17 protein-coding genes are annotated in these 22,592 nt (G+C 55.3%); 3 read left to right on the top strand and 14 right to left on the bottom strand.

All coding sequences use genetic code 11. The annotated features are described in order from the left end of the window. Positions 1 to 17 precede the first annotated feature (17 nt). A complete protein-coding gene (locus GJQ55_RS05770; protein ID WP_228346562.1) occupies positions 18 to 590 on the bottom strand; it encodes a DNA-3-methyladenine glycosylase I in 573 nt (190 codons plus the stop codon). After that, positions 590 to 1,243: a DUF938 domain-containing protein gene (locus GJQ55_RS05765; RefSeq protein WP_228346561.1), complete on the bottom strand. Its 654-nt coding sequence runs from the start codon at positions 1,241 to 1,243 to the stop codon at positions 590 to 592. Before GJQ55_RS05765 ends, GJQ55_RS05770 begins: the two co-directional genes overlap by 1 nt. 210 nt (positions 1,244 to 1,453) lie before the next feature. Here GJQ55_RS05765 and GJQ55_RS05760 point away from each other — a divergent pair, with 210 nt between their 5' ends. Then, positions 1,454 to 3,190, top strand: a complete 1,737-nt coding sequence (locus GJQ55_RS05760; protein WP_228346560.1) for a proline--tRNA ligase — start codon at positions 1,454 to 1,456, stop codon at positions 3,188 to 3,190. After that, positions 3,184 to 3,831 (top strand): lytic transglycosylase domain-containing protein, encoded by a 648-nt coding sequence (locus tag GJQ55_RS05755; protein WP_228346559.1) that lies wholly within the window; start codon positions 3,184 to 3,186, stop codon positions 3,829 to 3,831. Before GJQ55_RS05760 ends, GJQ55_RS05755 begins: the two co-directional genes overlap by 7 nt. A gap of 220 nt (positions 3,832 to 4,051) precedes the next feature. Here GJQ55_RS05755 and GJQ55_RS05750 read toward each other — a convergent pair whose 3' ends face one another. From GJQ55_RS05750 to GJQ55_RS05695, 12 genes are all read right to left on the bottom strand, one after another. After that, positions 4,052 to 7,246, bottom strand: a complete 3,195-nt coding sequence (locus tag GJQ55_RS05750; RefSeq protein ID WP_228346558.1) for a type I restriction endonuclease subunit R — start codon at positions 7,244 to 7,246, stop codon at positions 4,052 to 4,054. Between the two features lie 32 nt (positions 7,247 to 7,278). Beyond that, complete coding sequence (locus GJQ55_RS05745; RefSeq protein WP_228346557.1) at positions 7,279 to 8,274, bottom strand: Fic family protein; 996 nt, start codon at positions 8,272 to 8,274, stop codon at positions 7,279 to 7,281. 42 nt (positions 8,275 to 8,316) lie between these two features. Continuing rightward, positions 8,317 to 8,454, bottom strand: coding sequence for a hypothetical protein (locus tag GJQ55_RS05740; protein ID WP_228346556.1), 138 nt, complete (start codon positions 8,452 to 8,454; stop codon positions 8,317 to 8,319). Further along, positions 8,447 to 9,994, bottom strand: coding sequence for a restriction endonuclease subunit S (locus tag GJQ55_RS05735; protein ID WP_228346555.1), 1,548 nt, complete (start codon positions 9,992 to 9,994; stop codon positions 8,447 to 8,449). Before GJQ55_RS05735 ends, GJQ55_RS05740 begins: the two co-directional genes overlap by 8 nt. Next, positions 9,984 to 11,753, bottom strand: a complete 1,770-nt coding sequence (locus tag GJQ55_RS05730) for a class I SAM-dependent DNA methyltransferase (RefSeq protein WP_228346554.1) — start codon at positions 11,751 to 11,753, stop codon at positions 9,984 to 9,986. The genes GJQ55_RS05735 and GJQ55_RS05730 overlap by 11 nt, the downstream gene beginning before the upstream one ends. A gap of 210 nt (positions 11,754 to 11,963) precedes the next feature. Beyond that, positions 11,964 to 13,319 carry a serine hydrolase domain-containing protein gene (locus GJQ55_RS05725; RefSeq protein WP_228346553.1) on the bottom strand — a complete coding sequence of 452 codons (1,356 nt, stop codon included), beginning with the start codon at positions 13,317 to 13,319 and terminating at the stop codon, positions 11,964 to 11,966. Between the two features lie 40 nt (positions 13,320 to 13,359). Beyond that, positions 13,360 to 14,559: a chromate efflux transporter gene (gene chrA / locus GJQ55_RS05720; RefSeq protein WP_228346552.1), complete on the bottom strand. Its 1,200-nt coding sequence runs from the start codon at positions 14,557 to 14,559 to the stop codon at positions 13,360 to 13,362. 3 nt (positions 14,560 to 14,562) lie between these two features. After that, positions 14,563 to 15,498, bottom strand: a complete 936-nt coding sequence (locus GJQ55_RS05715) for a DUF4124 domain-containing protein (protein ID WP_228346551.1) — start codon at positions 15,496 to 15,498, stop codon at positions 14,563 to 14,565. Then, positions 15,491 to 15,898, bottom strand: a complete 408-nt coding sequence (locus tag GJQ55_RS05710) for a group II truncated hemoglobin (RefSeq protein ID WP_228346550.1) — start codon at positions 15,896 to 15,898, stop codon at positions 15,491 to 15,493. The genes GJQ55_RS05715 and GJQ55_RS05710 overlap by 8 nt, the downstream gene beginning before the upstream one ends. Next, complete coding sequence (locus tag GJQ55_RS05705; RefSeq protein WP_228346549.1) at positions 15,895 to 19,536, bottom strand: ATP-binding protein; 3,642 nt, start codon at positions 19,534 to 19,536, stop codon at positions 15,895 to 15,897. The genes GJQ55_RS05710 and GJQ55_RS05705 overlap by 4 nt, the downstream gene beginning before the upstream one ends. Positions 19,537 to 19,542: 6 nt before the next feature. Then, on the bottom strand, positions 19,543 to 20,406 hold the full coding sequence (locus GJQ55_RS05700) for a DUF4194 domain-containing protein (protein ID WP_228346548.1): 864 nt from the start codon (positions 20,404 to 20,406) through the stop codon (positions 19,543 to 19,545). Between the two features lie 2 nt (positions 20,407 to 20,408). Next, the gene (locus GJQ55_RS05695) at positions 20,409 to 21,878 is read right to left on the bottom strand and encodes a Wadjet anti-phage system protein JetA family protein (RefSeq protein WP_228346547.1); all 1,470 of its coding nucleotides are present in this window, start codon (positions 21,876 to 21,878) and stop codon (positions 20,409 to 20,411) included. Between the two features lie 59 nt (positions 21,879 to 21,937). Here GJQ55_RS05695 and GJQ55_RS05690 point away from each other — a divergent pair, with 59 nt between their 5' ends. Next, positions 21,938 to 22,546 carry a hypothetical protein gene (locus GJQ55_RS05690; protein ID WP_228346546.1) on the top strand — a complete coding sequence of 203 codons (609 nt, stop codon included), beginning with the start codon at positions 21,938 to 21,940 and terminating at the stop codon, positions 22,544 to 22,546. The last annotated feature ends 46 nt before the right edge of the window (positions 22,547 to 22,592 follow it).

Here is a 22,592-nt window from a genome sequence, read left to right as displayed (position 1 = left end):
TTTGACTGAATCCGTATTCAGCGGTTATCCGGATGCTGAGGACAGCTGATCAGATGGTCGTTCACTAGCCCCATGCTTTGCATAAAGGCGTAACAAATAGTGGGGCCAACAAAGGTAAAACCCGCTTTTTTCAGGGCTTTGCTCATGGCGCGGGCCTCGGCGGTTTCCGCCACCGCATCATCCATACTGGCCAGCCGGTTAACCATGGTTTTGCCGCCGACAAAACCCCAGAGAAATTCCGCAAAATCCACGCCCTGCTGCTCCAGCGCCAGTAACGCCAGCGCATTTTTGCGGATACCGTATAACTTCAGGCGGTTGCGGATTAAGCCCGCGTCGGTCAGCAGCTGTTCAATTTCGGCATCGGTCATGCGGGCAATTTTTTCCGGCACAAACTGATGGAAACAGGCGCGGTAATGCTCGCGTTTACGCAGCACGGTAATCCAGCTTAAGCCGGCCTGCTGGCCTTCCAGACAGAGTTTTTCAAACAGACGGATACGGTCGTGGCTGGGTACGCCCCATTCGGTGTCGTGGTAGTGCAGGTAATCGTCCCCTTTGGCCCAGGGACAAGGCTGTTGCTGTGATAACGGCATTACTGGTATTTCTGCAGAATCAGTAAACGGTTATTGGCCGGCATGGCAATGTCTTTCAGCAGGCGCAGCTTTTCGCGGCGGGCGGCCAGAATAAATTGCTCGGCGTGTTTAATGCCGGACTCCGGGTCGCGCTGTTTCAGCCACTGGTCCAGCCGGCGATTGCCGTCGCTGGTGAACTTACCGCCATAGTTAAACGGCCCGTAAAACACCGCCAACCCCGACTTCTTCAGCACCCTGCGCACACCACCCAACATACTGCGCACTTTATTCCAGCCAATAAAATGCACCAGATTGGCGCTGAACACCGCATCCACCTGTTTTATTGGCCATAAATCCTGTGTCACATCCAGAATCAGCGGCGGCAGAAAGTTATGGCAGCGGGCTTTGGCACGCCAGGCGTTAATGCCGGCAATGCGGTCGGCCAGTTCAGAAGGCTGCCATTGCAGGCGCGGAAAGCGCCGGCTGAAAAACGCACCGTGCTGGCCGGTGCCGCTACCCAGTTCCAGTACCACACCGGCGGCGGGCAGTTCTTGCGCCAGCACCTCAGCAATGGGCTGCTGGTTACGCACACAAGCTTCCGATACCGGTAAATCGGCCTCAATCGGGCTGGTATGGGGGTATAAAGACGGATCGTAATGTTCGTTGGTAGCCATCACTGTCACCATCGCATTGGCAGGCAGGTTGGCGAGTATGGCACAGCCAAACCGGCGCACAAGCCGACCAAGGTTAAATTTATGTTGCAGTGGCGGCCTTGGCGTTGCAGTTGGCGAACAGAGTCAAATTGCCGCAGCGGCCGCTAACCTATAAAATCCCTGCCATTGTTTTGCCAATTTAATCAATCCACCCGTGGGATGCCTCAAGCCATGCGCGCTACCGAATTTCTGTTAACCACCGAAAAAGAAACCCCCGCCGATGCTGTGGTGGTAAGCCACCAGCTGATGATGCGTTCCGGCATGATCCGTAAACTGGCCGCTGGCCTGTACACCTGGATGCCGGTTGGCCTGCGCACCCTGCGCAAAGTAGAAGCCATTGTGCGCGAAGAAATGAACAAAGCCGGCGCCCAGGAAGTGCTGATGCCCGCCGTGCAACCGGCGGAACTATGGGAAGAAACCGGTCGCTGGTTCCAGTACGGTGGCGAACTGCTGCGCGTAAAAGACCGCCACAACCGCGATTTCTGCATTGGCCCGACCCACGAAGAAGTAATTACCGACCTGGCCCGCAACAACATCAGCAGCTACCGTCAGCTGCCGCTGAACCTGTACCAGATTCAGACCAAATTCCGTGATGAAACCCGTCCGCGTTTCGGTGTGATGCGCGCGCGTGAATTCATTATGAAAGACGCCTACTCCTTCCACACCAGCGAAGAAAGCCTGCAACAAACCTACGACAAGATGCACGCGGCCTACACCGCCATCTTCAATCGTTTAGGTCTGGATTTCCGCCCGGTACTGGCCGACACCGGCTCTATTGGTGGTGCCAAATCGCACGAATTCCACGTACTGGCCTCTTCCGGTGAAGACGACATCGCCTTCTCCACCGACAGTGATTACGCCGCCAACGTCGAACTGGCCGAAGCCGTCGCCCCGGCGGGCGAGCGCCCGGCAGCGACTGCGGTATTAACCAAAGTATCGACCCCGGCCGCGACCAGCATCGACGACGTGGCCGCTTTCTTTAAAGTGGATGCCAGCCAGGTTCTCAAGGCCATTGTGGTGCGCGGCGCGCATACCGATGAAAAAGCCGAAGGCGAACCGGCACCGGTGGTGCTGTTCCTGCGTGGTGACCACGAACTGAACGAAATCAAAGCCGAAAAAATCCCGGGCGTTGCGGCACCGCTGCAGTTTGCCTCCGATGCCGAAATCGAAGCCATTGGCGGCGTAACCGGTTTTGTCGGCCCGCAAGGCCTGCAAGCCAAATGCTACGTGGACCGCAGCGCGGCGCACATGGCCGACTTTATCTGTGGTGCCAACGATACCGACGCGCATTTCAGCGGCTTTAACTGGGAACGCGATGCCGCGCTGCCGGAAGTTCGTGATTTGCGCAATGTCGTAGCCGGTGACCCAAGCCCCTGCGGTAAAGGCACCCTGGAAATTAAACGCGGCATTGAAGTGGGCCATATTTTCCAGCTGGGCACCAAGTATTCAGAATCTATGAATGCCACCGTGCTGGATGAAAACGGCAAAACCCGCACCATGATCATGGGTTGCTACGGCATCGGCGTCAGCCGTGTGGTGGCAGCCGCCATTGAACAGAACCACGACGACAACGGCATTATCTGGCCGGATGCCATTGCACCCTTCCAGGTCGGCATTGTGCCGATGGGCTACCAGAAATCGGAAGCCGTTACCAAAGCCACCGACGAACTGTACGAGCAGTTAACCGCCGCCGGTTTTGAGGTGTACCTGGACGACCGCGACAAGAAAACCAGCCCCGGCGTGAAATTCGCCGACATGGAGCTGATTGGTATTCCGCACCGCGTGGTGGTATCGGACCGCGGCCTGGAAGCCGGCAAGCTGGAATACGCGGCCCGTCGTGATGGTGTGAAGCACGAAATTGCCCTGGCCGACATCGTTGCCCACCTGCAAAGCCAGGTGCAATGCTGAACGGCGCTGCAGTTAAACGCCTGCTGAAAACCGGAGTACGCCCAGCGCGTGCTCTGGTTTTTTTATGCCTTCTGGGCGGCCTGGCACCGGCACTGGCGAACCAGCAAGCCAGCCCCTCAGTTAACAGCACAGCCAGCCCGAGCGCCGACAACCAGCTGCGAAATGCCCTGCGCGAAGCCGTAAACAGCAGCGAATCCTTTGCTGATGAATACGACGCCCAGGTATGGTTGCTGGATATGTCATCGCGCTTAACGCGCTACATAAAAAACGAACAGGAACGCCTGCGTTTTTTAACCCTGGTACACCGCGAAGCCAGCCGCGCCGGGTTACAACCAGAGCTGGTACTGGCCGTTATACAAATAGAAAGCGCGTTCGACCGCTTTGCCATATCCCGCGTTGGCGCCCAGGGCTATATGCAGGTAATGCCGTTCTGGAAAAATGAGATCGGACGCCCCGACGACAACCTGATGAACGCCGAAACCAACCTGCGTTACGGCTGCACCATTCTGAAACACTACCTCGACCGCGAAAAAGGCGACTTTATTCGTGGCCTCGCCCGCTACAACGGCAGCTTAGGCCGCACCAAATACCCGGAAAAAGTGCTGCTGGCGTGGGAGCGGCATTGGTTTGTGCAGTATTAAGCGCTAAGAAAGCGCCGCATAAGCGGCGATTCATCACTGATGGTCAGCTCAAACTACTGAGCGCCGCCAGTAGTTCGGCCAGACGCTCCGTTACCATGCTTCCTGCTGGTGAAGCACGTAACTCAAGCAGCTTCAGTAGGTGCCTTTTTAAAATTATCAGGTCTGTTTGATCCACCTATTCAGGGTAACACCTAGCAACGAGCCAACGGCCCGCAAAAAACTACACCGCCCATTCTTCCGCCAGCGCTTCGGCCTGTTGTATGCACAGGTCTACCGCTTCGTCGGATTTATCCGGCGGGTATTTCCAGCGGCGCAGGGCGCGGCGTACCAGGTTGCGCAGCCGTGCGCGCACGCTTTCGCGTTCGTACCAGTCGACCGTTACCGATTTACGCAGCTCGGCGGTTACAAACTTAGCCAGCTCACGCAGGTTGTTGTCGCCCATTTCCCGCACCGCCGCCTGATTCTGAATTAACGCCCGGTAAAAGGCGATCTCTTCGGCATTCAGGCCCGACTTTTCCGCCAGCTCAGCATCGGCGGCCATGTCGTGCGCCATCTGAATCAGCTCTTCCAGTACCTGAGCGGTTTCAATAGCGCGGTTATGGTATTTGCGCAGGGTTTCCATAATGCGGTCGGAGTATTTCTTTTCCGATACCTTGTCGGTACGCATGCGGGCTTTTACTTCGTCTTTCAGCAGTTTCTCCAGCAGTTCCACCGCCAGGTTTTTCTGCTCCAGCTGCGCCACGTCTTCCAGAAACTCCGGCGACAGCAAGCCGATGTTCGGCTTATCCAGCCCCACCAGGGCGAAAATATCGTCCACCCCTTCGGCAATAATGGCGTTGTCGATAATCTGGCGCAGGGCCGAGTTCTTTTCATCGTCGCTGATGCGGCGGTCTACGCTGGCGTTCTTCATCCAGGCTTTTTTCACCGCCGCAAAAAACGCCACTTCGGCTTTATGGGGCAAGGCTTCATCCAATGTGCTGCACAAGGCAAAGGCTTTGGCCAGGCGCGCCATCACATCAAAAAAACGACGCTTGCCGTCGCGGTCTTTATCCGGCCCCGTCAGCCCGGCCAAATGGTTAATAACCCCCGGCAATAAACGCACCGCCACCGTACCGCCCTCGCTGAAGCGGGCATAGTCGAAGCCGTGCATCAGGCCGTGCAGTTTATCCAGCTCTTCCATAAACACCGCGAACGCTTCGGCGGTATCCAGCGTCGGTTTACCCCGGCCTTTGGAATCGGTGTAGGTTTTCAGCGCCTGTTTTAATTCATTGGCGATGCCGATGTAATCCACCACCAAACCGCCCGGCTTGTCTTTGAATACGCGGTTAACCCGCGCAATGGCCTGCATCAGGTTGTGGCCTTTCATCGGCTTATCGATGTACATGGTGTGGCAATTTGGGGCGTCGAAGCCGGTCAGCCACATATCGCGCACAATCACCAGTTGCAGCGGGTCGTTCACGTCTTTAAAGCGTTTTTCAAACAGCTTTTTAATGTCTTTGCTGTAAATGTGCGGTTGCAGCTTGGCTTTATCGGCGGCGGAACCCGTCATTACAATTTTGATCGCGCCTTTGTGCGGATCTGCCGCTTCACCTAATGGAGCGCCGTGCCAATCGGGCCTTAACGCCACAATGGCATCGTATAAATCGACGCAGATTTCCCGGCTCATCGCCACAATCATGCCTTTGCCCGGCATACTGGCCGTGCGCGCCTCAAAGTGCTGCACCAGATCAGCGGCTATTTGCTCTACCCGTGGCTTACTGCCCACCAGTTTTTCCAGCGCAGCCCATTGCGATTTGGTTTTTTCGCGCACGGCGGTGCCTTCGTCATCGTCGCCGGCGTCTTCCAGCACTTCGTCCACTTCGGCATTCAGCTGCTCAATGTCCTGCTGGTTAATATCCAGCTTGGCCAGGCGCGATTCGTAATAAATCGGCACCGTCGCGCCGTCTTCCACCGCATCCTGAATGTCGTACACCGACACATAATCGCCGAACACCGCGCGGGTATCTTTATCGGCGCTGTCGATGGGCGTGCCGGTAAAACCAATAAACGACGCCAGCGGCAACGCATCGCGCAGGTGCTTGGAATAGCCGTAGGTAAACTGGCCGGATTTCTCGTTGAATTTGGCCTTATCGCCATACTGGCTGCGGTGCGCTTCGTCGCTGATCACCACAATGTTGTGGCGGCTGCTGAGCACCGGGTGGGTATTTTCATCGCCCAGCAAAGCGAATTTCTGAATGGTGGTAAACACAATGCCACCGGCCTGACGGCTGGCCAGAATTTCACGCAACGCATCGCGGCTGTCGGCCTGCACCGGGGTTTGTTTCAGCGTATCGGCGGCCATGCTGAAGGTATTGAATAACTGGCCGTCCAGATCGTTGCGGTCGGTGACCACCACCAGCGTAGGGTTGTTCATTTCCGGCTGCGCCAGCAGCTTGGCGGCGTAGCACACCATAGAAATGGATTTACCGCTGCCCTGGGTATGCCACACCACCCCGGCTTTACCCGAGCCCGGCTCCACCCGTTTATGGTAATCAGCGCGCTCTTCGGCGGCGGCAGCGCGTTTATTGGCGGCAATTAAAGTGGCCTGAACCGCCGCCCGCACCGCATGAAACTGATGGTAGCCGGCCATTTTTTTAATGGTAACGTCGCCGGATTGTTCAAACAGCTGGAAAAAACGCAGGTAATCCAGCAGCAGTTCCGGGTTAAAAAAGCCCTTCACCAGCGTTTCCAGCTGGTATTCCCACGCGGGCTTATCGCTTTCGTCTTTTACCGTACGCCAGATCATAAAGCGTTCGCGGCTGGCGGTAAGGGTGCCGATGCGGGCGTCCCAGCCATCGGAAATCACCAGCGCTTCGTTAAAGGCAAACAGATCGGGAATTTCGTCTTTGTAGGTTTGCAGCTGATCGAAGGCTTTTAAAATATCGGCGTGGTTATCGGCCGGGTTCTTAAGCTCAATTACCGCCAGCGGCAGGCCGTTGATAAACACCACCACATCCGGGCGACGGTGGCCCTTGCTGCCGATAATGGAAAACTGGTTCACCACCAGAAACTGGTTATTGGTGACCGAACCAAAATCAATCAGACGGGCGTAATCGTGCTTTTCTTCGCCGTTGTCGCGGTATTCCACCTTAACGCCTTCCAGCAAATACTGGTGGAAGGTTTTATTGGCGTTAATCAGCACCGGGCTGTCGGGTTTGGCGACCTGCGCCACTACCTGCTCCAGCGTGGCCAGCGGAAGGTGCGGGTTAATGCGCTGCAACTGCTGCAATAACCGCCCTTCCAGCACCACACCGCGGTAATCGCGCCGTTCCGGCGTGTCGCCATCCGGGGCAATGTTAAGCCCGTAGGCGTACTCGTAGCCGGTTTCTTTAAACCAGTCGAGGCACAGCTGTTCCAGTTGGTCTTCGGTAATCACAGATCAATCCTTTTGGTGTGTGACTGACAGGCTTACTCTGCCTGCCCGTTCATAACCTGCCAGTGGCCATCTTTATCGGAACCCCGGCGTTGCAACGCCCCAACATCCTGCAACTTTTTGATAGCTCTGCCAATCGTGCGCAGGTCTTTGCCCAGCCTGTCGGCCAGTTGCTGCCGGGTCAGGGCCGGATTGTCGGCCAGTAACTGCAAAATGGCCTGTGGCGTTTTCAGATTTACAGGGGCGTTTACAGAGGCGTTTACAGGGGCGTTTTGCTCCAGCACGGCCACCAACGCCTGTTGAATACACCCCAGCATAAACAGCACAAAGGGCGCGGCATCGCTGGCCTTATTGCTGTTATTAATGGCGTCGTAATAGGCCGCCTGATGTTCATGCACCATGCTTTCTACCGGCAACCAGGCCAGCGCCGGATGCCACTGCGACAACAGCAAGGTTTGCCATAAACGACCCATACGGCCATTACCGTCGGCAAAGGGGTGAATAAACTCAAACTCGTAATGAAACACCGAGCTGACAATCAGCGGATGCGCGTTGCTCTGTTTTACCCAGGCGAATAACTGCTGCATAAGCTCGCGCACCCGGCTGGCCGGAGGTGCCATGTGCAGCACCTTGTCGCCCTGCATCACCCCCACACCGCCGCTGCGGTATTGGCCGGGGTTATCCAGCAAGCCGGTCATCAGCAATTTGTGCGCGGCCAGTAAATCCGCCTCGTGGCTGGCCTGCCAGTTGGGCAGTTGCTCGTATACCAGCAAGGCATTACGGGCCTCCTGCACATCACGCGGCGGTGCCAGCACCGGCTTACCGTTCAGAATGGCGGTAATCTGCTCTTCGCTGAGGGTATTACCTTCAATGGCCAACGAGCCGGTAATGGTACGGATGCGGTTTACTCGGCGCAGTCGCAAATCCATACCCTGCTCCGGCTGCGCGGTTAAACGCCCGACCTGTTCGGCAATATCCGCCACGCGGGACAGAATCTCGCTGGTCAGGGTAAAAGGCGGTTCATAAGCCATAGATCATTCTCTGCTTGGCGCATTTGTAAATACCGGTACAGTTTAACCACCCGCACGCACGCGCTGCCACGCCTGCGCCAGCCATTCCTGCAAGCGAAGACGCTCGGTAAGGTTCAGCGCGCTGAACTTACGCGACTGCAAAGGCTGAATACGGTTCTGGCTGCGGTCGATTTTAGTCATGGGCGGCACCGGGTTCGGCGGCGTTATCCGACAGATCGGTTAAGGCAGAAATATCCAGTTCGCCGGAGAGGAGTTTGGGGAGGAGTGAATCGCGGATATCTGATAGAACCTGAATATTGCGCACCATGCTTTCTGATTCAGAGAAAAAGACACCTACTGTTTCCTGAAAGACGGAAAGCACTGCAATGTCCGGGTTTAATACCTTGTGATTCTCAATTAACCCCTTGTTTAGGTTTTGCTGTGCTGAACCAGATGCCTTAGATGCCAAATCTGAAGAAGCAGAAAGAGAATTTAGATATAAAAAACTTTCAGAATACTCATATGGAATTAAGCCACAACAAGCCTGATTAGCGGACATTTCCTCAAGTAAAAGACATATCTGCCCAGCAGTAGCACCGTACATGGCAATAACAGTGGTATATTTTGGCCATAACTTAGCGCTGCTATTGCTCAAACCATCCAGAGATATCTTCTCTTTTGTATCAAAAACAAGAGATTCTCTAACCTCGCCAGAAGTCAGCCACTTTACGTCCCCGCCCCAATAATTTGGTTCCGTTCGCTTTGGCGTTCCGCCACTTTCAATTCGGACACAAAGGCTCTTTAAAGAACCAACCTCCCACCCCTTCGGGATTTCACCGAGTTCGGATTCGACCAGTTCGTCGGGGAACAGGCTGGCGGTGTGGTACAGGCGCTGGTAGTCGGCGGCGGGCATGGCATCGAGGTCGGCGTCGGTTTTGCCGCTGATGGCGCACATAGCTGCGCGGTTCATAAAGGTTTCAAGGTCGGCCTGCGTGGCCGGTGCTGGCGCGGCTGCGTCGGCAAACTCATGGGCGTAACAGACCGGTGAGGAAAACTGCGGCGCATCGTCGTGCGCGTCGCTTTGCGCTGCCTGCCGGGCCAGCCAGTCTTGTCTAGTGGCGATCTTGGCTTTTACCGGCTCGAAATCGACAAACCACGACTGGAAAATGGCCTGCGCCATCTGTTCGAGGGTTTGGTTAATCTGGCGGTTGAGTTGGATTTTTTCATCAAATCGATAAAGTATATCTGCGACTTTTATTTGATAATCTAATGAAACATACGGAACTTGCAACTTCACAAAATCACTTGAAGTAATACTGGTCGCAGCGGTTTGCTTCGCTATTCCTTGAATGGCCTGCCGACCAAAATTGGATTTGAAATAGTAATAATAAAACAATGGATACGCTTTATTCCTATCAAATCTAACTCTAAAAAGGTTAGATTCAAATATAGGAACATCCTCCACATACATTACCAATATGCAATCACCTATACCCTCAAGGTTTAAAGAGGTCCTACCAAAAAGAAGATCCCCTTCCTTACAACCAAATTTATCAATCTCACCTTCATCAACCTCTATAAGCTCAGTTTCTTGACTATCTAGGAATTCCTTTCCATAGACATCACTCATTTTTATCCACCGGCTTCCACGCCCCTGAAAATCTTTATTTTTGTAAAGACCATTACGTGGCTTTTCAGATAGTAAGTATTCAAAGCAAACAACTTTAGAATCAACACTCATAACCCAACCCCGCCAGATTCTTTTTAATCTCAGCTTCCAGGCGGGCGCTTTCAGCAAACTGCTGTCCGAGCTGTTCAGTTAAGCGCGCCATTTTATCGGCAAAGGGTTCGCCGTCGTCTTCCTGTTCTTCGGCACCGACGTAACGGCCAGGGGTGAGCACATAGCCGTTCTTGTGAATTTCATCGAGTTTGACCGCTTTGCAGAAGCCGGGAATATCCTGGTAAACGCTGGACGCCTGAGGCTGGACGCTTGAGGCTTGTGCGTCTGGCGTCAAGCTTCCGGCTTCCGGCTTAATGGCGTCTCCCGTCTCCCGTCCCGCGTCTTGCAAGCCAACGGTCTGCCACGCATGGAAGGTGTCGGTAATTTTGGCAATATCCGCCGCCGTAAAATCGCGCAGTACGCGGTCTTTCATGTAGCCTAAATTGCGTGCATCAATAAACAGCACTTCGTTTTCGCGTTTGCGTAACGGGCGGCCAGAGGCGGATACGCGTGCCTGTTTGTTTTTGGTTAAAAACCAGATGCAGGCGGGTATTTGGGTGTTGGTGAATAACTGGCCGGGCAGCGCCACCATGCATTCCACTAAGTCTTCTTCAATTAAGCGTTTGCGTATCGCGCCTTCGTTGTTGGTGTTGGAGCTCATGGAGCCGTTGGCGAGTAACAGGCCAAGGCTGCCGTTAGGGGCCAAGTGCCAGAGCATGTGTTGCAGCCAGGCGAAGTTGGCGTTGCCGCTGGGCGGGCGGCCGTATTGCCAGCGCGGGTCGTGGTCGCTTACGCCTGCGTCCCACTCTTTCATATTGAATGGCGGGTTGGCCATTACGAAATCGGCGCGTAAATCGGGATGCTGGTCGTTGGTGTAGGTGCTGGCGGGTTCTTTGCCGAAGTTAAAATCCAGCCCACGGATGGCCATGTTCATGGCGGCCAGCTGCCAGGTGGTGTGGTTGTATTCCTGCCCGTAAATGGAGATATCGCCTACTTTGCCGGCGTGTTCGCGGATGAATTTTTCGGATTGTACAAAAAATCCGCCGGAACCCATGGCCGGGTCGTACACGCGGCCTTTAAAGGGTTCGAGCATTTCAACAATTAAACTCACAATAGATTTGGGCGTGTAGAACTGGCCGCCTTTTTTGCCTTCGGCTAAGGCGAACTGGCCTAAAAAGTATTCGTAGATATGGCCAAGAATATCTTTGCTGTTTAAGCCTGCCCCTGTGAATGGGATGGTGGCAACTAAGTCGATAAGTTCGGCCAGTTTGGCCTGGTCGATCTGTAATTGGGTGTAGCGTTTGTTGAGTACGCCTTTGAGTTTGGGGTTATCGCGTTCGATGGCTTCCAGCGCGTTGTCGATGAGCATGCCGACGCTGCGGATGCGTTTTCCATCTACGTCCAGCTCGCCGCCGATAACGGTTTTGTTGTTGGCTTGCAGGAATTGCCAGCGCGCTTCCTGCGGCACCCAGAAGACGTTGGTTTCCTGGTAGTAGTCGCGCTGTTCCAGTTCGATGGCCACTTCGTCGGCGTATTCGGGGCTTTCGGCGCCGCCGAAATCATCCGGGTTGAGGAAGTATTCGTGGCTGGGGTTTAAAAAGGCGGCTTTGAGTTCGTTGCGCCGGGTGTCGAAGGCGTCGGATACGTATTTAAGAAAGATGATGCCGAGTACGGCGTGTTTGTATTGGGCGGCATCGAGGGTGGAGCGCAGTTTGTCGGCGGCGGTCCAGAGCTTTTTTTCCAGCTCGTTGAGGAATTTTTGTTCTTCGGCGTGGGTCATGTCCGTTGGGCCTGTTCCTGAATCGGTAATGTGCCCGATTATACTGAGCTTTTTGTTGGTGTCTGCCCTTGTTTTGGCGAGTTTCAGGAACGCCGATCACAGGCCCGTTCCTGCTGAGGCATAGCCTTACTGATGGTGCTGGATGGTTCGCGGGCATGGCCCGCTCCTACTACCAGATCGTGACAAGGATAGAGCCATTGCCCTGCGCGCTCAGAACCAGCTGGCAATTTCCACAAAATTTTTGTTATCGCGGTATTTATCCGGTGACCAGCCCAGCCGCACGATGACGATATTCTGGTCGGGCATTACCAACACGCGCTGTTCGCGGTTGCCCTGCGCGGCAAACACATTGCCTGGCAGGTCGGGCCAGCGTGGTTTGTCGGTGGCTTTGTTCAGCCACCACTGGTAGCCGAAGTCGCGTTTATTGTCCGAGCCGTTAGGCTGTAATGCGCGTTGTATCCAGCCTTCGGTCACGATGCGCGTACCGTTAATTTCGCCGCCGTTCAGCATTAACTGCCCTACTTTGGCCCAGTCGCGGGCGGTGGCGTATAAATACGAGCTGCCCATTAATAAACCGGCGGCGTCGGTTTCGTACACCATACGTTGCATGCCCAGCGGGCGGAAAAAATGTTCGGCTAAATGTTCTACTGCTGCGGCATTGTTGGCGGCGGTGCGTTGTTGCACCAGCTGGTTCAGCAATACGGTGCTGCCGGAGGAATAACGGTAATGGCGGCCGGGTTCGTCACGCAACGGCAGGCTCAGCATGTAGGCTGCTGCGCTGGGGTGCTGAAATAACATGGCCGGTGCGGTGGCGCCGGGGTCGTAAATTTCGTCGTAGGCTAAGCCGTCGGTCATGTGCAGCAGTTGTTCAATGCTGATGCTGCTACGCCCGTCCTGCCATTGTGGAAATAAACCGGTTTCGGTTACCTCCAGTTTGCCCTGCATTTGCAGCTGACCAATCATTAAACCGGTAATACTTTTCGCCATCGACCAGCCTAAAAACAGGCTGCGTTCGGTATAACCCGGTGCGTAGGCTTCGGCCACAACCTGGCCTTTATGCACCACTAATAAAGCGCGGGTGTCGTGGCCCAGGGCATTGTCTTCCGCCAGCATGGCCGCCAGTTTTGACTGTAACTCCGGTTTAATCGTATTCACCTGATAGCCCTGCGGCCAGTCGGCAACAACGGCTTCGGCCTGTGGCCAATGCAGGCGCTGGCGTTCGGTAAAGCCGGCATAATCCAGATAACAGCCAATACCTTCCTGCCAGCTGGCCGTGCGTTCGTAACCGGCTAACGAGGCGCGAACACGGCGCTGTTCATCGTCGTAGTGGTAATCCAGCAGCGCCAGAATGGGCGAATAAATTTTAATATCAGCGGCGGCCTGCTGCGGGTTTTGCGCCATTACATAGCGCATGGAACAGGCGAGCTTGGCGCCAATGCCGGTCGCCACCGAAGGCGCGTTGTATAAATACACCGGCGAATAGCCCAGCACCGCCCAGGCGGCGGTAACCAGTAACAGCGGCAAGGCAATTATGATTGAAAATAACCAGCGCAGCGGACGTTTCACTCGCAATTCTCCTGTTTAAAAACCACAGTCTGACGGGGTTTTATGAATGGGTGATGACCTGAAAAACAAGGCCGGTGGCGATCATCAGTAATACCAATGCCCAGACGGGTAATTTCAGCCAGCGCAATGCCATTACACCGCCCAGCATGGCCAGGCCCGGCATTACAATCTGCCAGCTGCTGTAGTGCCATAAACCGGCACTGGTTAATACCGGGTTAATAAAGGTGGCGAATAACAGCCCCACCACGGCAGCATTTACCGCCGCAACGGCGGCACGAATGCGCGGGTACCGGGTAAGCAGATGCCAATAGGGTTGCACCGCCAGCAGTAATAAAAAACCGGGTAAAAATACCGCCAGCGTGGCCAGCAGCGCCCCTGATACCGGTGCTGTGGGTAAGAGCATGGCACCTAAATAGGTTGCCAGAGTAAATAATGGCCCCGGCATGGCTTGCGCCAGTGCGTAACCGGCCAATAAGGCATCGGCCGTTAATTGCTGTTCAAACTGTTGCTGCAATAAGGGCAGCACCACATGGCCACCGCCGAATACCAGCGTACCGCTGTAGAAAAAGCCGTTAATAAGGTCAACGACTGGGGAACTTATAACGGCCAACAGCGGTAAGGCGGCAAAAGGCAATAACCACAGCAGGCTGCGGCCGTTGGGTTTTGGCAGGGTTGCTGGTGTGGCTGTTGAAGGTTGCGCGGGTTTCCACCACAGGCCGCCGGCCAGCGCTGCCAGCAGTAAACCACCCAGCGCCATAAAGCCGGTGGCCAGGGTTAAGGCGGCCATGGCCGCAGCGATAATGCGGGTAAAACCATCGGTACAGAAATTGCGGTTCATGGTCAGCACGGCGTCGGCCACCACCACCACGGCCAGCCATTTAAGCCCCAGCATAATACCCGCCAGCCAGCTGTATTGGTCACCAAGTCCGGCCAGCATACCCAGTGCAAAGGCCAGCATCAGCGCGGCGGAAGGCAGGGTAAAACCAATAAAGGCAGCGACAGCGCCGGGCAGCCCGGCCTGTACCCGGCCGATGGCAAAACCCAGCTGGCTGGAGGCCGGCCCGGGCAGAAACTGCACCAGTGCCAGCAGGCGGGAAAAGTCATCATTGCCCAACCACTGCCGACGTTGCACAAATTCGCGCTGAAAAATACCAATATGCGCGGCCGGGCCACCGAAGCTGATGCAACCCAGCCATAAAAAGGTGAAAAAAACTTCCAGGGTGTGGCGGATGGCAAGCATGGGTTACCTCATTTCAATCTGCGCCGGTGCTGCCATATTACTGGCCAGCCAGTTATTCCAGTGTATTTCCAGCGCTTTGGCGCCACCGATATAGTGCTGGTCGAGCAAATAATACGAGCGCATATTCACGCCACGTTTGTAATCCTGAAGTAAGCGGGTAATTAAGCTGCGGCCGTAATCCGTACTCAGCAGCATGTACACCAGCTGCCCGGCCATTTCCTGATTAATACCGTGCTGATGGTTGGATTTACGCCAGTGGTCGCTGCGCAGCTCGACAAATTGCAGCACCGGCATGGCCTGTTGGCGGCGGGCAAGCAAGCCGCGTTTATTGCGCGGATGGGCAGTAATCGTAAAGGCGTTACCGCTGAAACCAAGGGTTTCCATTTGTTCGGCCATGCCTTCGTTCAGCCAGTCCGGCAGGCGCCCGGTTAACGAATGCAATATGGCGTGACTGACTTCGTGGCGAATAGTGGCGTAGGTACTTTCCAGGCCGCCGGTTTTTTCCTCGTGCAGATACAGCACAATGCTGTGGGTTTTGGGCATATAAACGCCCAGGGTTTTACTGGCGTCCCATTGCGCGGTATCCCAGACATGGCGAATGTATTCGGCCCGGTTTTCCAGCAGCTGAATATTCACTGGCACAGAGCGTAAAAAATCGAAATACAGGGTTTGCTGGTAAAAGCGGTAAATGCCGTTTACTTCGCTCTGAATACGCGCCATATCCAGCGGTGCCGGGCGGTTTTGTAAACTACCGGCGGTGGTCACCTGAATGGCCATGGGTTGCCAGCCACTGGCCTGATGTTTAAGCGTTATTGTCTCGGCATTTTGCTGCAGAGGCCGGTCGGAAAAATGTACCCGGCCGTCAGCGTCCACCCAACGGTAAATACCGCTGGCACTGGCCAGCGGTATTACCAACAACAGCAGCAATGCCTTAATCAAGGCTGCGGCTGCGTTCGGCCGGCACATACAGCTGTTCCAGCAAATACTGTTTAAAGTCGTCAGCAAAGGGCTGTTTAGCGGCGGCGGTTTTCATGCACAGCAGCCAGGCATCACGCTCGTTGGGGCCAATGGGAAAAGCGCGGTGAAACGCCGGAATGGCAATGGGGCCGTATTTTTCCGAAAACAGCCGCGGGCCGCCCAGCCAGCCGCACAAAAAGCGCGTGAGTTTATCGGCGGCAGTGGATAAATCGTCCGGATGCATGGCGCGGATGTGCGCCGCTTCCGGCAAGGTATCCATAGCCGCGTAAAAGTCATCCACCAGCTGTTTAATGCCGTCGTAACCGCCGGCCGACTGGTAAGAATTATCGCCCTGCCCGTACGGCCGTTTCGCCTCGATCATGCGGAAAACTCCTCCATAAAATCCAGCCCGGCCTGATGGCGGATGGTACGGCGGTGGTTGGCCCACAGCTCTTTTACCTTGTCCTGGTTGCACTGCTGCCGGTCTACCAGTACACGGGTTTGCAGTTCGCCTTTTTTCTGGCCGCCGGTGAGCGGTACTTTGGAGAACACAAACTGGTTGGAAATCAGGTCCATAAAGGGGCCGGATTTACTGGTCGGCATAATAAACAGCAGTTGCAGGCCAAGGCTTTCGGTTAAGTAATTGATCACTTCTTTAGAGCGGGTTTCGTCCATTTTTGAGAAGGCTTCGTCCACCAGCACCATGCGCAGGTGGGTATCGCCTTCGTTGAAACGGAACGCCGAGGTAATGGCCGCCGAACGGATAATATAGGCCGGTGTTTCCAGCTGGCCGCCGGAGCCGGTGCCGTACTGGCTGAGCGCAATCGGGTCTTTGTTGGCCGGCTGCTTGTAAATTTCATAAGCGCGGTAGTTGCGGTAATCCGAAATACGCTCCAGTTCGCGCATGGCTTTTTGCTCGTCGTCGTCCAGCAGCATGCTCATTAACTGGTCGCGTACGCGCTTGGCGTTTTTCGACAGATCAGCATCGAACAGCGTGGCGCCATCGCCCAGCGACGGGTTTTTGATGATTTCTTCAAAGAACTGCCAGTATTCCTTAAATTCCGGCACCCATTCCCAATCAAACCAGTAGGTTTCGCGGTCGGCACCAAACTGGTGATGGGCCAGTTCTTTGTTCAGCTCTTCCAGAATGCGTTTGCCATCGTTAATGGCCTGATAAATGGAATGGCACAGGTTGGTAACGAAGGCGTTGTTAAAGCTTTCGCGCAGCTGGTGCAGCTTGTCTTGTTTTTCCACCAGAATATTATTTTTCAGGCGGTTATAAACGCGCTCGGCTTCACGCTCCAGCCCGCACACGGTTTTGAAAAAACCGACCGAGTGTTCCTGGCGGTAATCCGGCGTGTAGACAATGGCGTCCAGGGTCTGACAGCGCAAATTGTGTTCGGCAATGTTGCGCTCAATTTCATAAGCGGTGGAATTGAGTTCCTGGCTGATGCTCTTGCGCTGGTTTTCAATCACCTCGGCCGGGCTGTCGGCGGCTTCGGCATCAGCGGCCTGTAAGCGCGCTTCGGTATCAAACTCCGGCCATACCGATACGATATGGCGCAGGGCTTCTTCTTTGTCGTCGGCAACTTGCGCAGTGGCTTCCTGTTGGTCGCTGAGCTGTTTGCACTGTTTTTCGCTGTCGTTCAGCTGTTGCTGTAAACGGCCCAGCTCACCGTCCAGTTCTTTGATTTGCGCATCCAGATCGTCGGCTTTTTCTTTCAATGCCTCGAATTCGTGTTCGATGGCACTGAAGTCGGATAAATCGACATTGCCCAGCGCATTTTCAGCCTGTTTCAGCTGGTATTGCACGTCCAGCATGGCCTGCATCTGGTCAGCAAACGACACATGACGCAACAGATTAATGGCGTCCAGTAATTGTTGCACCTGACGCAGTTGGAAGCCGGCCTCGTTGGCTTGTTCGGTTAAGGTATCCAGTTCGGCACGTTTGGCCGCGAGTGCGCGTTCACGGGCACCTAAACCAAACACCAGTTCGCTGTCGTCAAGGTCGCAGCGGTACACCGAATAAGAGCCCGAACCCAGGCCCTCTTTGGTTAAACCACGGCGGGTCATGCGCAGGGTTTGTGCGTCGGCCACCTGCTCAACCGAGCCGTAGCTGGCCTGCAAATAAGCGCGCGCGGTGGCGTGTTCAAACGACATCAGATGCATAATCGAGTTGTCGTTCAGGCTCATGCGTTCACAGTCTTTTTTCGCTTTTTCGCCCTGAATTACCCGTGCCCGGCTGCCGCCGGGAATGGCGCGCAAAATGTGTGCGGCTTCGGCTTCAAAGGCCGGTTCCACAATAATGCTGAAACGGGCACCGCCAATGTAGCCTTCAATGGCGCTTTGCCACTGCGGGTCGGTAATTTCCACATAGTCGGCCAGTACGCGCGGATCGGCCTGCGGGCATTCGCGGCGAATGGCTTCCAGCGCCTGACGCACAAAGCCGGGGTAATTCAGCTGGCGCGCTTCCAAGCTGTCGATATCGGCCTGTTTCTGCGCAATGCGTTGCTGAATTTGCTGCAGTTTCTGTTCGCGCCGGTCGACCTGTTTGGCGACCTGGTCGCGCAGCGAAATACCGCTGCTTTCCAGTTCGGTGGAATGGAAGCGGTCACGCCATTGGTTCACCAGTAATTGCTGCTGACGGGCGTCGTCCAGATGCTCTTCCAGCGGTGATAAATCGATCCAGTCTTTGCCCAGCAGTTTGCGGAAATCCACCGCGCCCTGATCTTTAATGGCCAGTACCGCTTTGGCCTGATCGATGATTTTTTTCTGCCCCAGGGTGGGAATTTCCAGCCCGATGGAGGTTTTCTGCAGCGCGCCGTGTACCAGTTCGGTAGCGCGCAGCGAGGCCTGCAGCAGCTGGTCCTGTTCCAGCAGCGGAATGGCCAGTTGTTGCAGTTTCTTTTTGCCGTCGGCAATGGCTTGTTCGGCGGCGTCTTTATCCTGCAGCGCGTCGATACCGCGGCGGCGGGCTTCCATACCAATTAACTGCTCGCGCAGTTGTTTACGGCGCTCCTGCGCCACTTCGCGTTCTTTTTCCGCTTTGTGCAGCCGTTCACGCACGCCCTGCTGCTTTTCTTTGGCACTTAAATAAGCGCGCTGATCCTGCACAAAGCGGCTTTTGGCAGCGGTGTATTCCAGTACGTTGTAATCAATCCATTGGTCGATATAACGCTGCGAAGCGGCTTTGGTATTACTGAGAATGCTGATGGTTTCCGCCAGGGTATTGGCGTCGGATTCCATCGCATAAATGGTTTTCATCAGATCGGAAACGCTGCGGATGGCATCGCCCAGATCTTTTTGTTCCAGAATTTCCTGCGCCACAAAGCCGTTGATGCTTTTCACCGGTTTGTAGGCCATAAAGCGCGAGAAGGTGCGCGCGGCGTTCATGGCTTCGCGTTCGCTCACCGCATCGTGACGGCCACGCAGCGCACCGTATAAACGGCGCAGGTATTGTTTTTTGGTGTCGTATTTTTCAATGGCGGCAGCATCCATACGGCCTTTTAAATGGCCAGCCAGCTTGCCCAGTTCCAGCACATTACGCTGGCCCTGCTTATCGTCCTTAAGAAAATCTGACAGCGTCAGTTGTTCGGTAACGATATAAAACTGCAGGTCGTTCTGGCGCGCCACCGGCGTGCTGCCGGCGCGGTCGATACTGGCGCTGACGCCGATAATGGCGGTAAAGGGTTCACCGCTTTCGCCCTGGGTGGGGTGAAATACCGCGGCTAAATAACCCACCGCGCCACCGGGGCGGGCGTAGCTGCCGTCGTCACAGCCCAGCACATAAGAGGCCAGCGTACGTACGTTTTTGCCACGGCCGCGCTGGGTGGCTTCGTCCTGACCAGGGTTGTAATGAAACAGCGTGTCGTGGGCGGCCGTCATAATGGTCTGAATGGCGTCGGCGGCGGTGGTTTTGCCCGAGCCGTTACCGCCGGACAATAAATTAATGGGGCCGAATTCAAATTCGGTGGCGGGAATATTGCCCCAGTTAACGTAGATAAATTTTTTCAGAAACATGCTGTGTTATTCCCCGAACAGGCTGGCCGGTTTGTGTGGCTCGGCATCCGCTGCGGCGGCCCCGTTATTATCTTCTGGTTGTTCTTCTGGTTGTTCTTGTTCTGCTGGTTGTTCTGCGCTTATTCCGGCTGCAGGTTGTTCTGCCGTAGGTTCTTCAGCAGATTCTTCTTGCGCAGATTCCGCATCTGTTTCCGCAGCGGCCGTATTCTCTTCAGCAGCCACCACTGGCTCGTCTGCCGCCGGGTTTTTTTCTTCCAGCAGTTCGGCCAGTACCTGATCCGAGACATAGCTCATAATCATCGGCCGTACCCGCAGCCACATATCGCTGTTGGTTAAATCGTCGTCGTTGCTGATCTGCACCAGCCGCAGTTGTTTGAGGCGGCGGAACAGGGTTTTACGTTCGGTCAGGTTATCCGGCAGCGTACGTTTGAGCAGGTTTTTCATGGCAATGCTCAGCGCTTCCAGTGACACCATCACGCAGCCCTGCTCGTCCACCAGCCCTTCGCGCAGGGCTTTGTCGTACTGGGCGCGCAGCACCAGAATTAATGCCACTTCGTTCTGGTTTAAGCGGCTGCGGAAGGCCGGTGTGGCCTGAGCGGTTTCGTCGTCCACCATGCCCGGCACCTGCGCACCCGGCGGATACAGGCGCACAAACTGAAAGCGGCGGTCGTGCTGAATGCGGATGCCCAGCAGCGATAAATAATCGCCCACCAGTTCTTCCAGACGTAAATAGCGGTCATACAGCTGTTGTTCAATCTGGCTTTCATCACGGCAGATCACGCCGTAATCCAGCAACCGTACCAGCAGTTCGGAAAAATCCCGTTGGCTGAGGCCTTCCTGGTCTAATTCTTTGTCAATGGTGGTCAGCATAATCAGGACTCTTTCTCTACCAGCTCAAAAATAAAATGGTCTTTACGGGTGAAATATTCGGCCGCCGCGCCGCTGTTATGTTCACCCGGGTCGTAACTGATGCGGATGGTAAATTCGCTGGATAAGCCATCGGCAGCCCCCAGGCCAATGGCGTGGGCCACGGCGAGGAAATCCTGCGCATTTTCAATGGGCAGATCGCGGCTGGAGACTTTATTACCGGCACCCAGATGGCGGCGTAAATACTGTTTCAGCGCTTGCTGGTTAATTAAAAACGCCTGGTCCAGCACCTGCTGAATATAAATATCGCGGCGGGCGTCCATATCAACATCGCCCTTGCCTTCATCCACCGCGGCACTGGCAATAAAACGTTGCCGTGGCGGTGCCAGCCGTACCTGAGCCGGGTCGACCAGCGCAATTTCCGGCACTGCCATGCGTTCACCGGCCTGCTCCAGCAGCGCATTCTGTTGCGCTTCCGGCAAGCCGGCCAGATGCTTGCACACCGCCAGCACGTCGTTGTGCTGCTGCGAGGCCAGGTAGCTCATCTGGCGGATAATAATGTCGGCGCGTTTGGTAAAGCTTTGCAGCGCTTTGCGCAGCGCCGGCAACATAATGTCGGAGGCGTTGCGCAGGCGCTGGTCGATACCATCGAGAATATTCCACAGCACCGACTGACCTTCCTGCGCCAGTTCCGGCAGCAGTTCGCGCAGCCGCCGTTCGGCATTGGCTTTAAAGGTTTTATCGCGTTTGCGGATGCCGGCAATTAACTGGCTGATCTGGTCGCGGTGCTTTTCCACGTTGTCGGCCGATAAGCGCACGGACAAATCCGGCTGGAAACGGTTTTCCATAAAATCAAAGAAGGCTTCACTGGCGCGCTGCACCAGCAGCTGATCTTCCATTTCCCGCACCAGATCGCGCTTACGTTCTTCCAGCTCGGCAATCACGTCGGTGAAATCGCTGATAATGCGCTCGGAATATTCGTAGGCATCGAGCAGGTCGTAAATATCGCCACGCTCCAGAAAAGACTCCAGCGCATTGCGGGTATTGCGGGTATTGCGGTGACGGGTACGCGCCATGCTGCGGCTTTCGGCCACAAAGGGCTCGGTAAACAGCCGCCCATAGCGGGTAAACGCGAAGGTGCTCTGCAGGGTAGCCTGGTCGACCTGCTTTTCGATCCAGCCATGTTCCTGCAGCTGGTTCAGCACCCACACCGAGTGTTCACGGCTGGTACGGAAGCGGCCTTCGGTAAGGTCGTCGCTGTCGTCTTCGTCGCTGCCATCGGCCAGCGCCGGGGCGCGCACCAGCGCTTCCTGAAAGATTTCCAGCATGGTGTCGCGGGCCAGCGCCTGGCCATAATCGGCACTGCTGGAGCTGTACAGACGCTGGTACAGCTCGCGCAGGCATTCCATGACCTGAGCACGGTATTTACCGGTCAGCGGGCGAAAGAAGTGCCCTCGTTCCTGTTCAAAAAACATACATTGATTATTCTTAGGCCGGTCTGAGTGACGGGCTAGATTACTGAAAGGCTGCGCCGATGACCAGACTTGATCCCTGGCCGTTGTGGCGTGTTTCACACCCCTGCACTCCGGAGTATACTGCGGCACACTTAAGCGGGGATGCAGCCATGCAGGAACAGGTGGAATTGCAGGAGAAAGCGGCCTTTTTTCAGGTCGGCACGGAAAAATTTATTGAGCTGACGCTCTGCACCTTCGGCCTGTACAGCCTGTACTGGACCTACCGTAACTGGGAAGTGCTGCAGCATCGCGGTGAGGCCGTAAATCCGCTGCTGCGCACGCTGTTATCGCCCCTGTATCAGTACGATCTGTACCGCCGTGTGCATCAGCGCGCCATTCTGGAAAACGAAGTACCGCGCTGGACGCCAGTGCGTCTGTATGTGCTGTTTATGGCCTTCAGTCTTATTCCGGCCTGGATGCTGGTGAACGAAAACCCCTGGGGCTGGCTGTTATCCCTGCTCACCCTGCTGCCTAACGCGCTGGTGAATATGAGCATTAACGCCATTCACGACCGCCATATCCGTTTTTTTAACCTGAATCTGCAACTGTCGGGCCTGAACTGGGCGGCCATTGTCGCCGGTTTGATAGGCTGGCTGACCCTGCTGATTGTGGTTATGGCCTATCATTAACCTCTCGTGAACCTTTCCTGAACCTTTCCTGACCGGCACGCTTTCT

This window comes from Venatoribacter cucullus (assembly GCF_016132445.1).
Classification (GTDB): domain Bacteria; phylum Pseudomonadota; class Gammaproteobacteria; order Pseudomonadales; family Oceanobacteraceae; genus Venatoribacter; species Venatoribacter cucullus.
This window is presented reverse-complemented; position numbering and strand designations above follow the sequence as displayed.

Excerpts from the sequence above, each read along its gene's own strand:
- GJQ55_RS05705 (WP_228346549.1), bottom strand. The coding sequence starts at position 19,536 with ATGTTTCTGAAAAAATTTATCTACGTTAACTGGGGCAATATTCCCGCC.
- GJQ55_RS05770 (WP_228346562.1), bottom strand. The coding sequence starts at position 590 with ATGCCGTTATCACAGCAACAGCCTTGTCCCTGGGCCAAAGGGGACGAT.
- GJQ55_RS05740 (WP_228346556.1), bottom strand. The coding sequence starts at position 8,454 with ATGACTAAAATCGACCGCAGCCAGAACCGTATTCAGCCTTTGCAGTCG.
- GJQ55_RS05710 (WP_228346550.1), bottom strand. The coding sequence starts at position 15,898 with ATGATCGAGGCGAAACGGCCGTACGGGCAGGGCGATAATTCTTACCAG.
- GJQ55_RS05745 (WP_228346557.1), bottom strand. The coding sequence starts at position 8,274 with ATGGCTTATGAACCGCCTTTTACCCTGACCAGCGAGATTCTGTCCCGC.
- GJQ55_RS05755 (WP_228346559.1), top strand. The coding sequence starts at position 3,184 with ATGCTGAACGGCGCTGCAGTTAAACGCCTGCTGAAAACCGGAGTACGC.
- GJQ55_RS05690 (WP_228346546.1), top strand. The coding sequence starts at position 21,938 with ATGACCAGACTTGATCCCTGGCCGTTGTGGCGTGTTTCACACCCCTGC.
- GJQ55_RS05735 (WP_228346555.1), bottom strand. The coding sequence starts at position 9,994 with ATGAGTGTTGATTCTAAAGTTGTTTGCTTTGAATACTTACTATCTGAA.
- chrA (WP_228346552.1), bottom strand. The coding sequence starts at position 14,559 with ATGCTTGCCATCCGCCACACCCTGGAAGTTTTTTTCACCTTTTTATGG.
- GJQ55_RS05700 (WP_228346548.1), bottom strand. The coding sequence starts at position 20,406 with ATGCTGACCACCATTGACAAAGAATTAGACCAGGAAGGCCTCAGCCAA.
- GJQ55_RS05695 (WP_228346547.1), bottom strand. The coding sequence starts at position 21,878 with ATGTTTTTTGAACAGGAACGAGGGCACTTCTTTCGCCCGCTGACCGGT.
- GJQ55_RS05730 (WP_228346554.1), bottom strand. The coding sequence starts at position 11,753 with ATGACCCACGCCGAAGAACAAAAATTCCTCAACGAGCTGGAAAAAAAG.
- GJQ55_RS05765 (WP_228346561.1), bottom strand. The coding sequence starts at position 1,243 with ATGGCTACCAACGAACATTACGATCCGTCTTTATACCCCCATACCAGC.
- GJQ55_RS05760 (WP_228346560.1), top strand. The coding sequence starts at position 1,454 with ATGCGCGCTACCGAATTTCTGTTAACCACCGAAAAAGAAACCCCCGCC.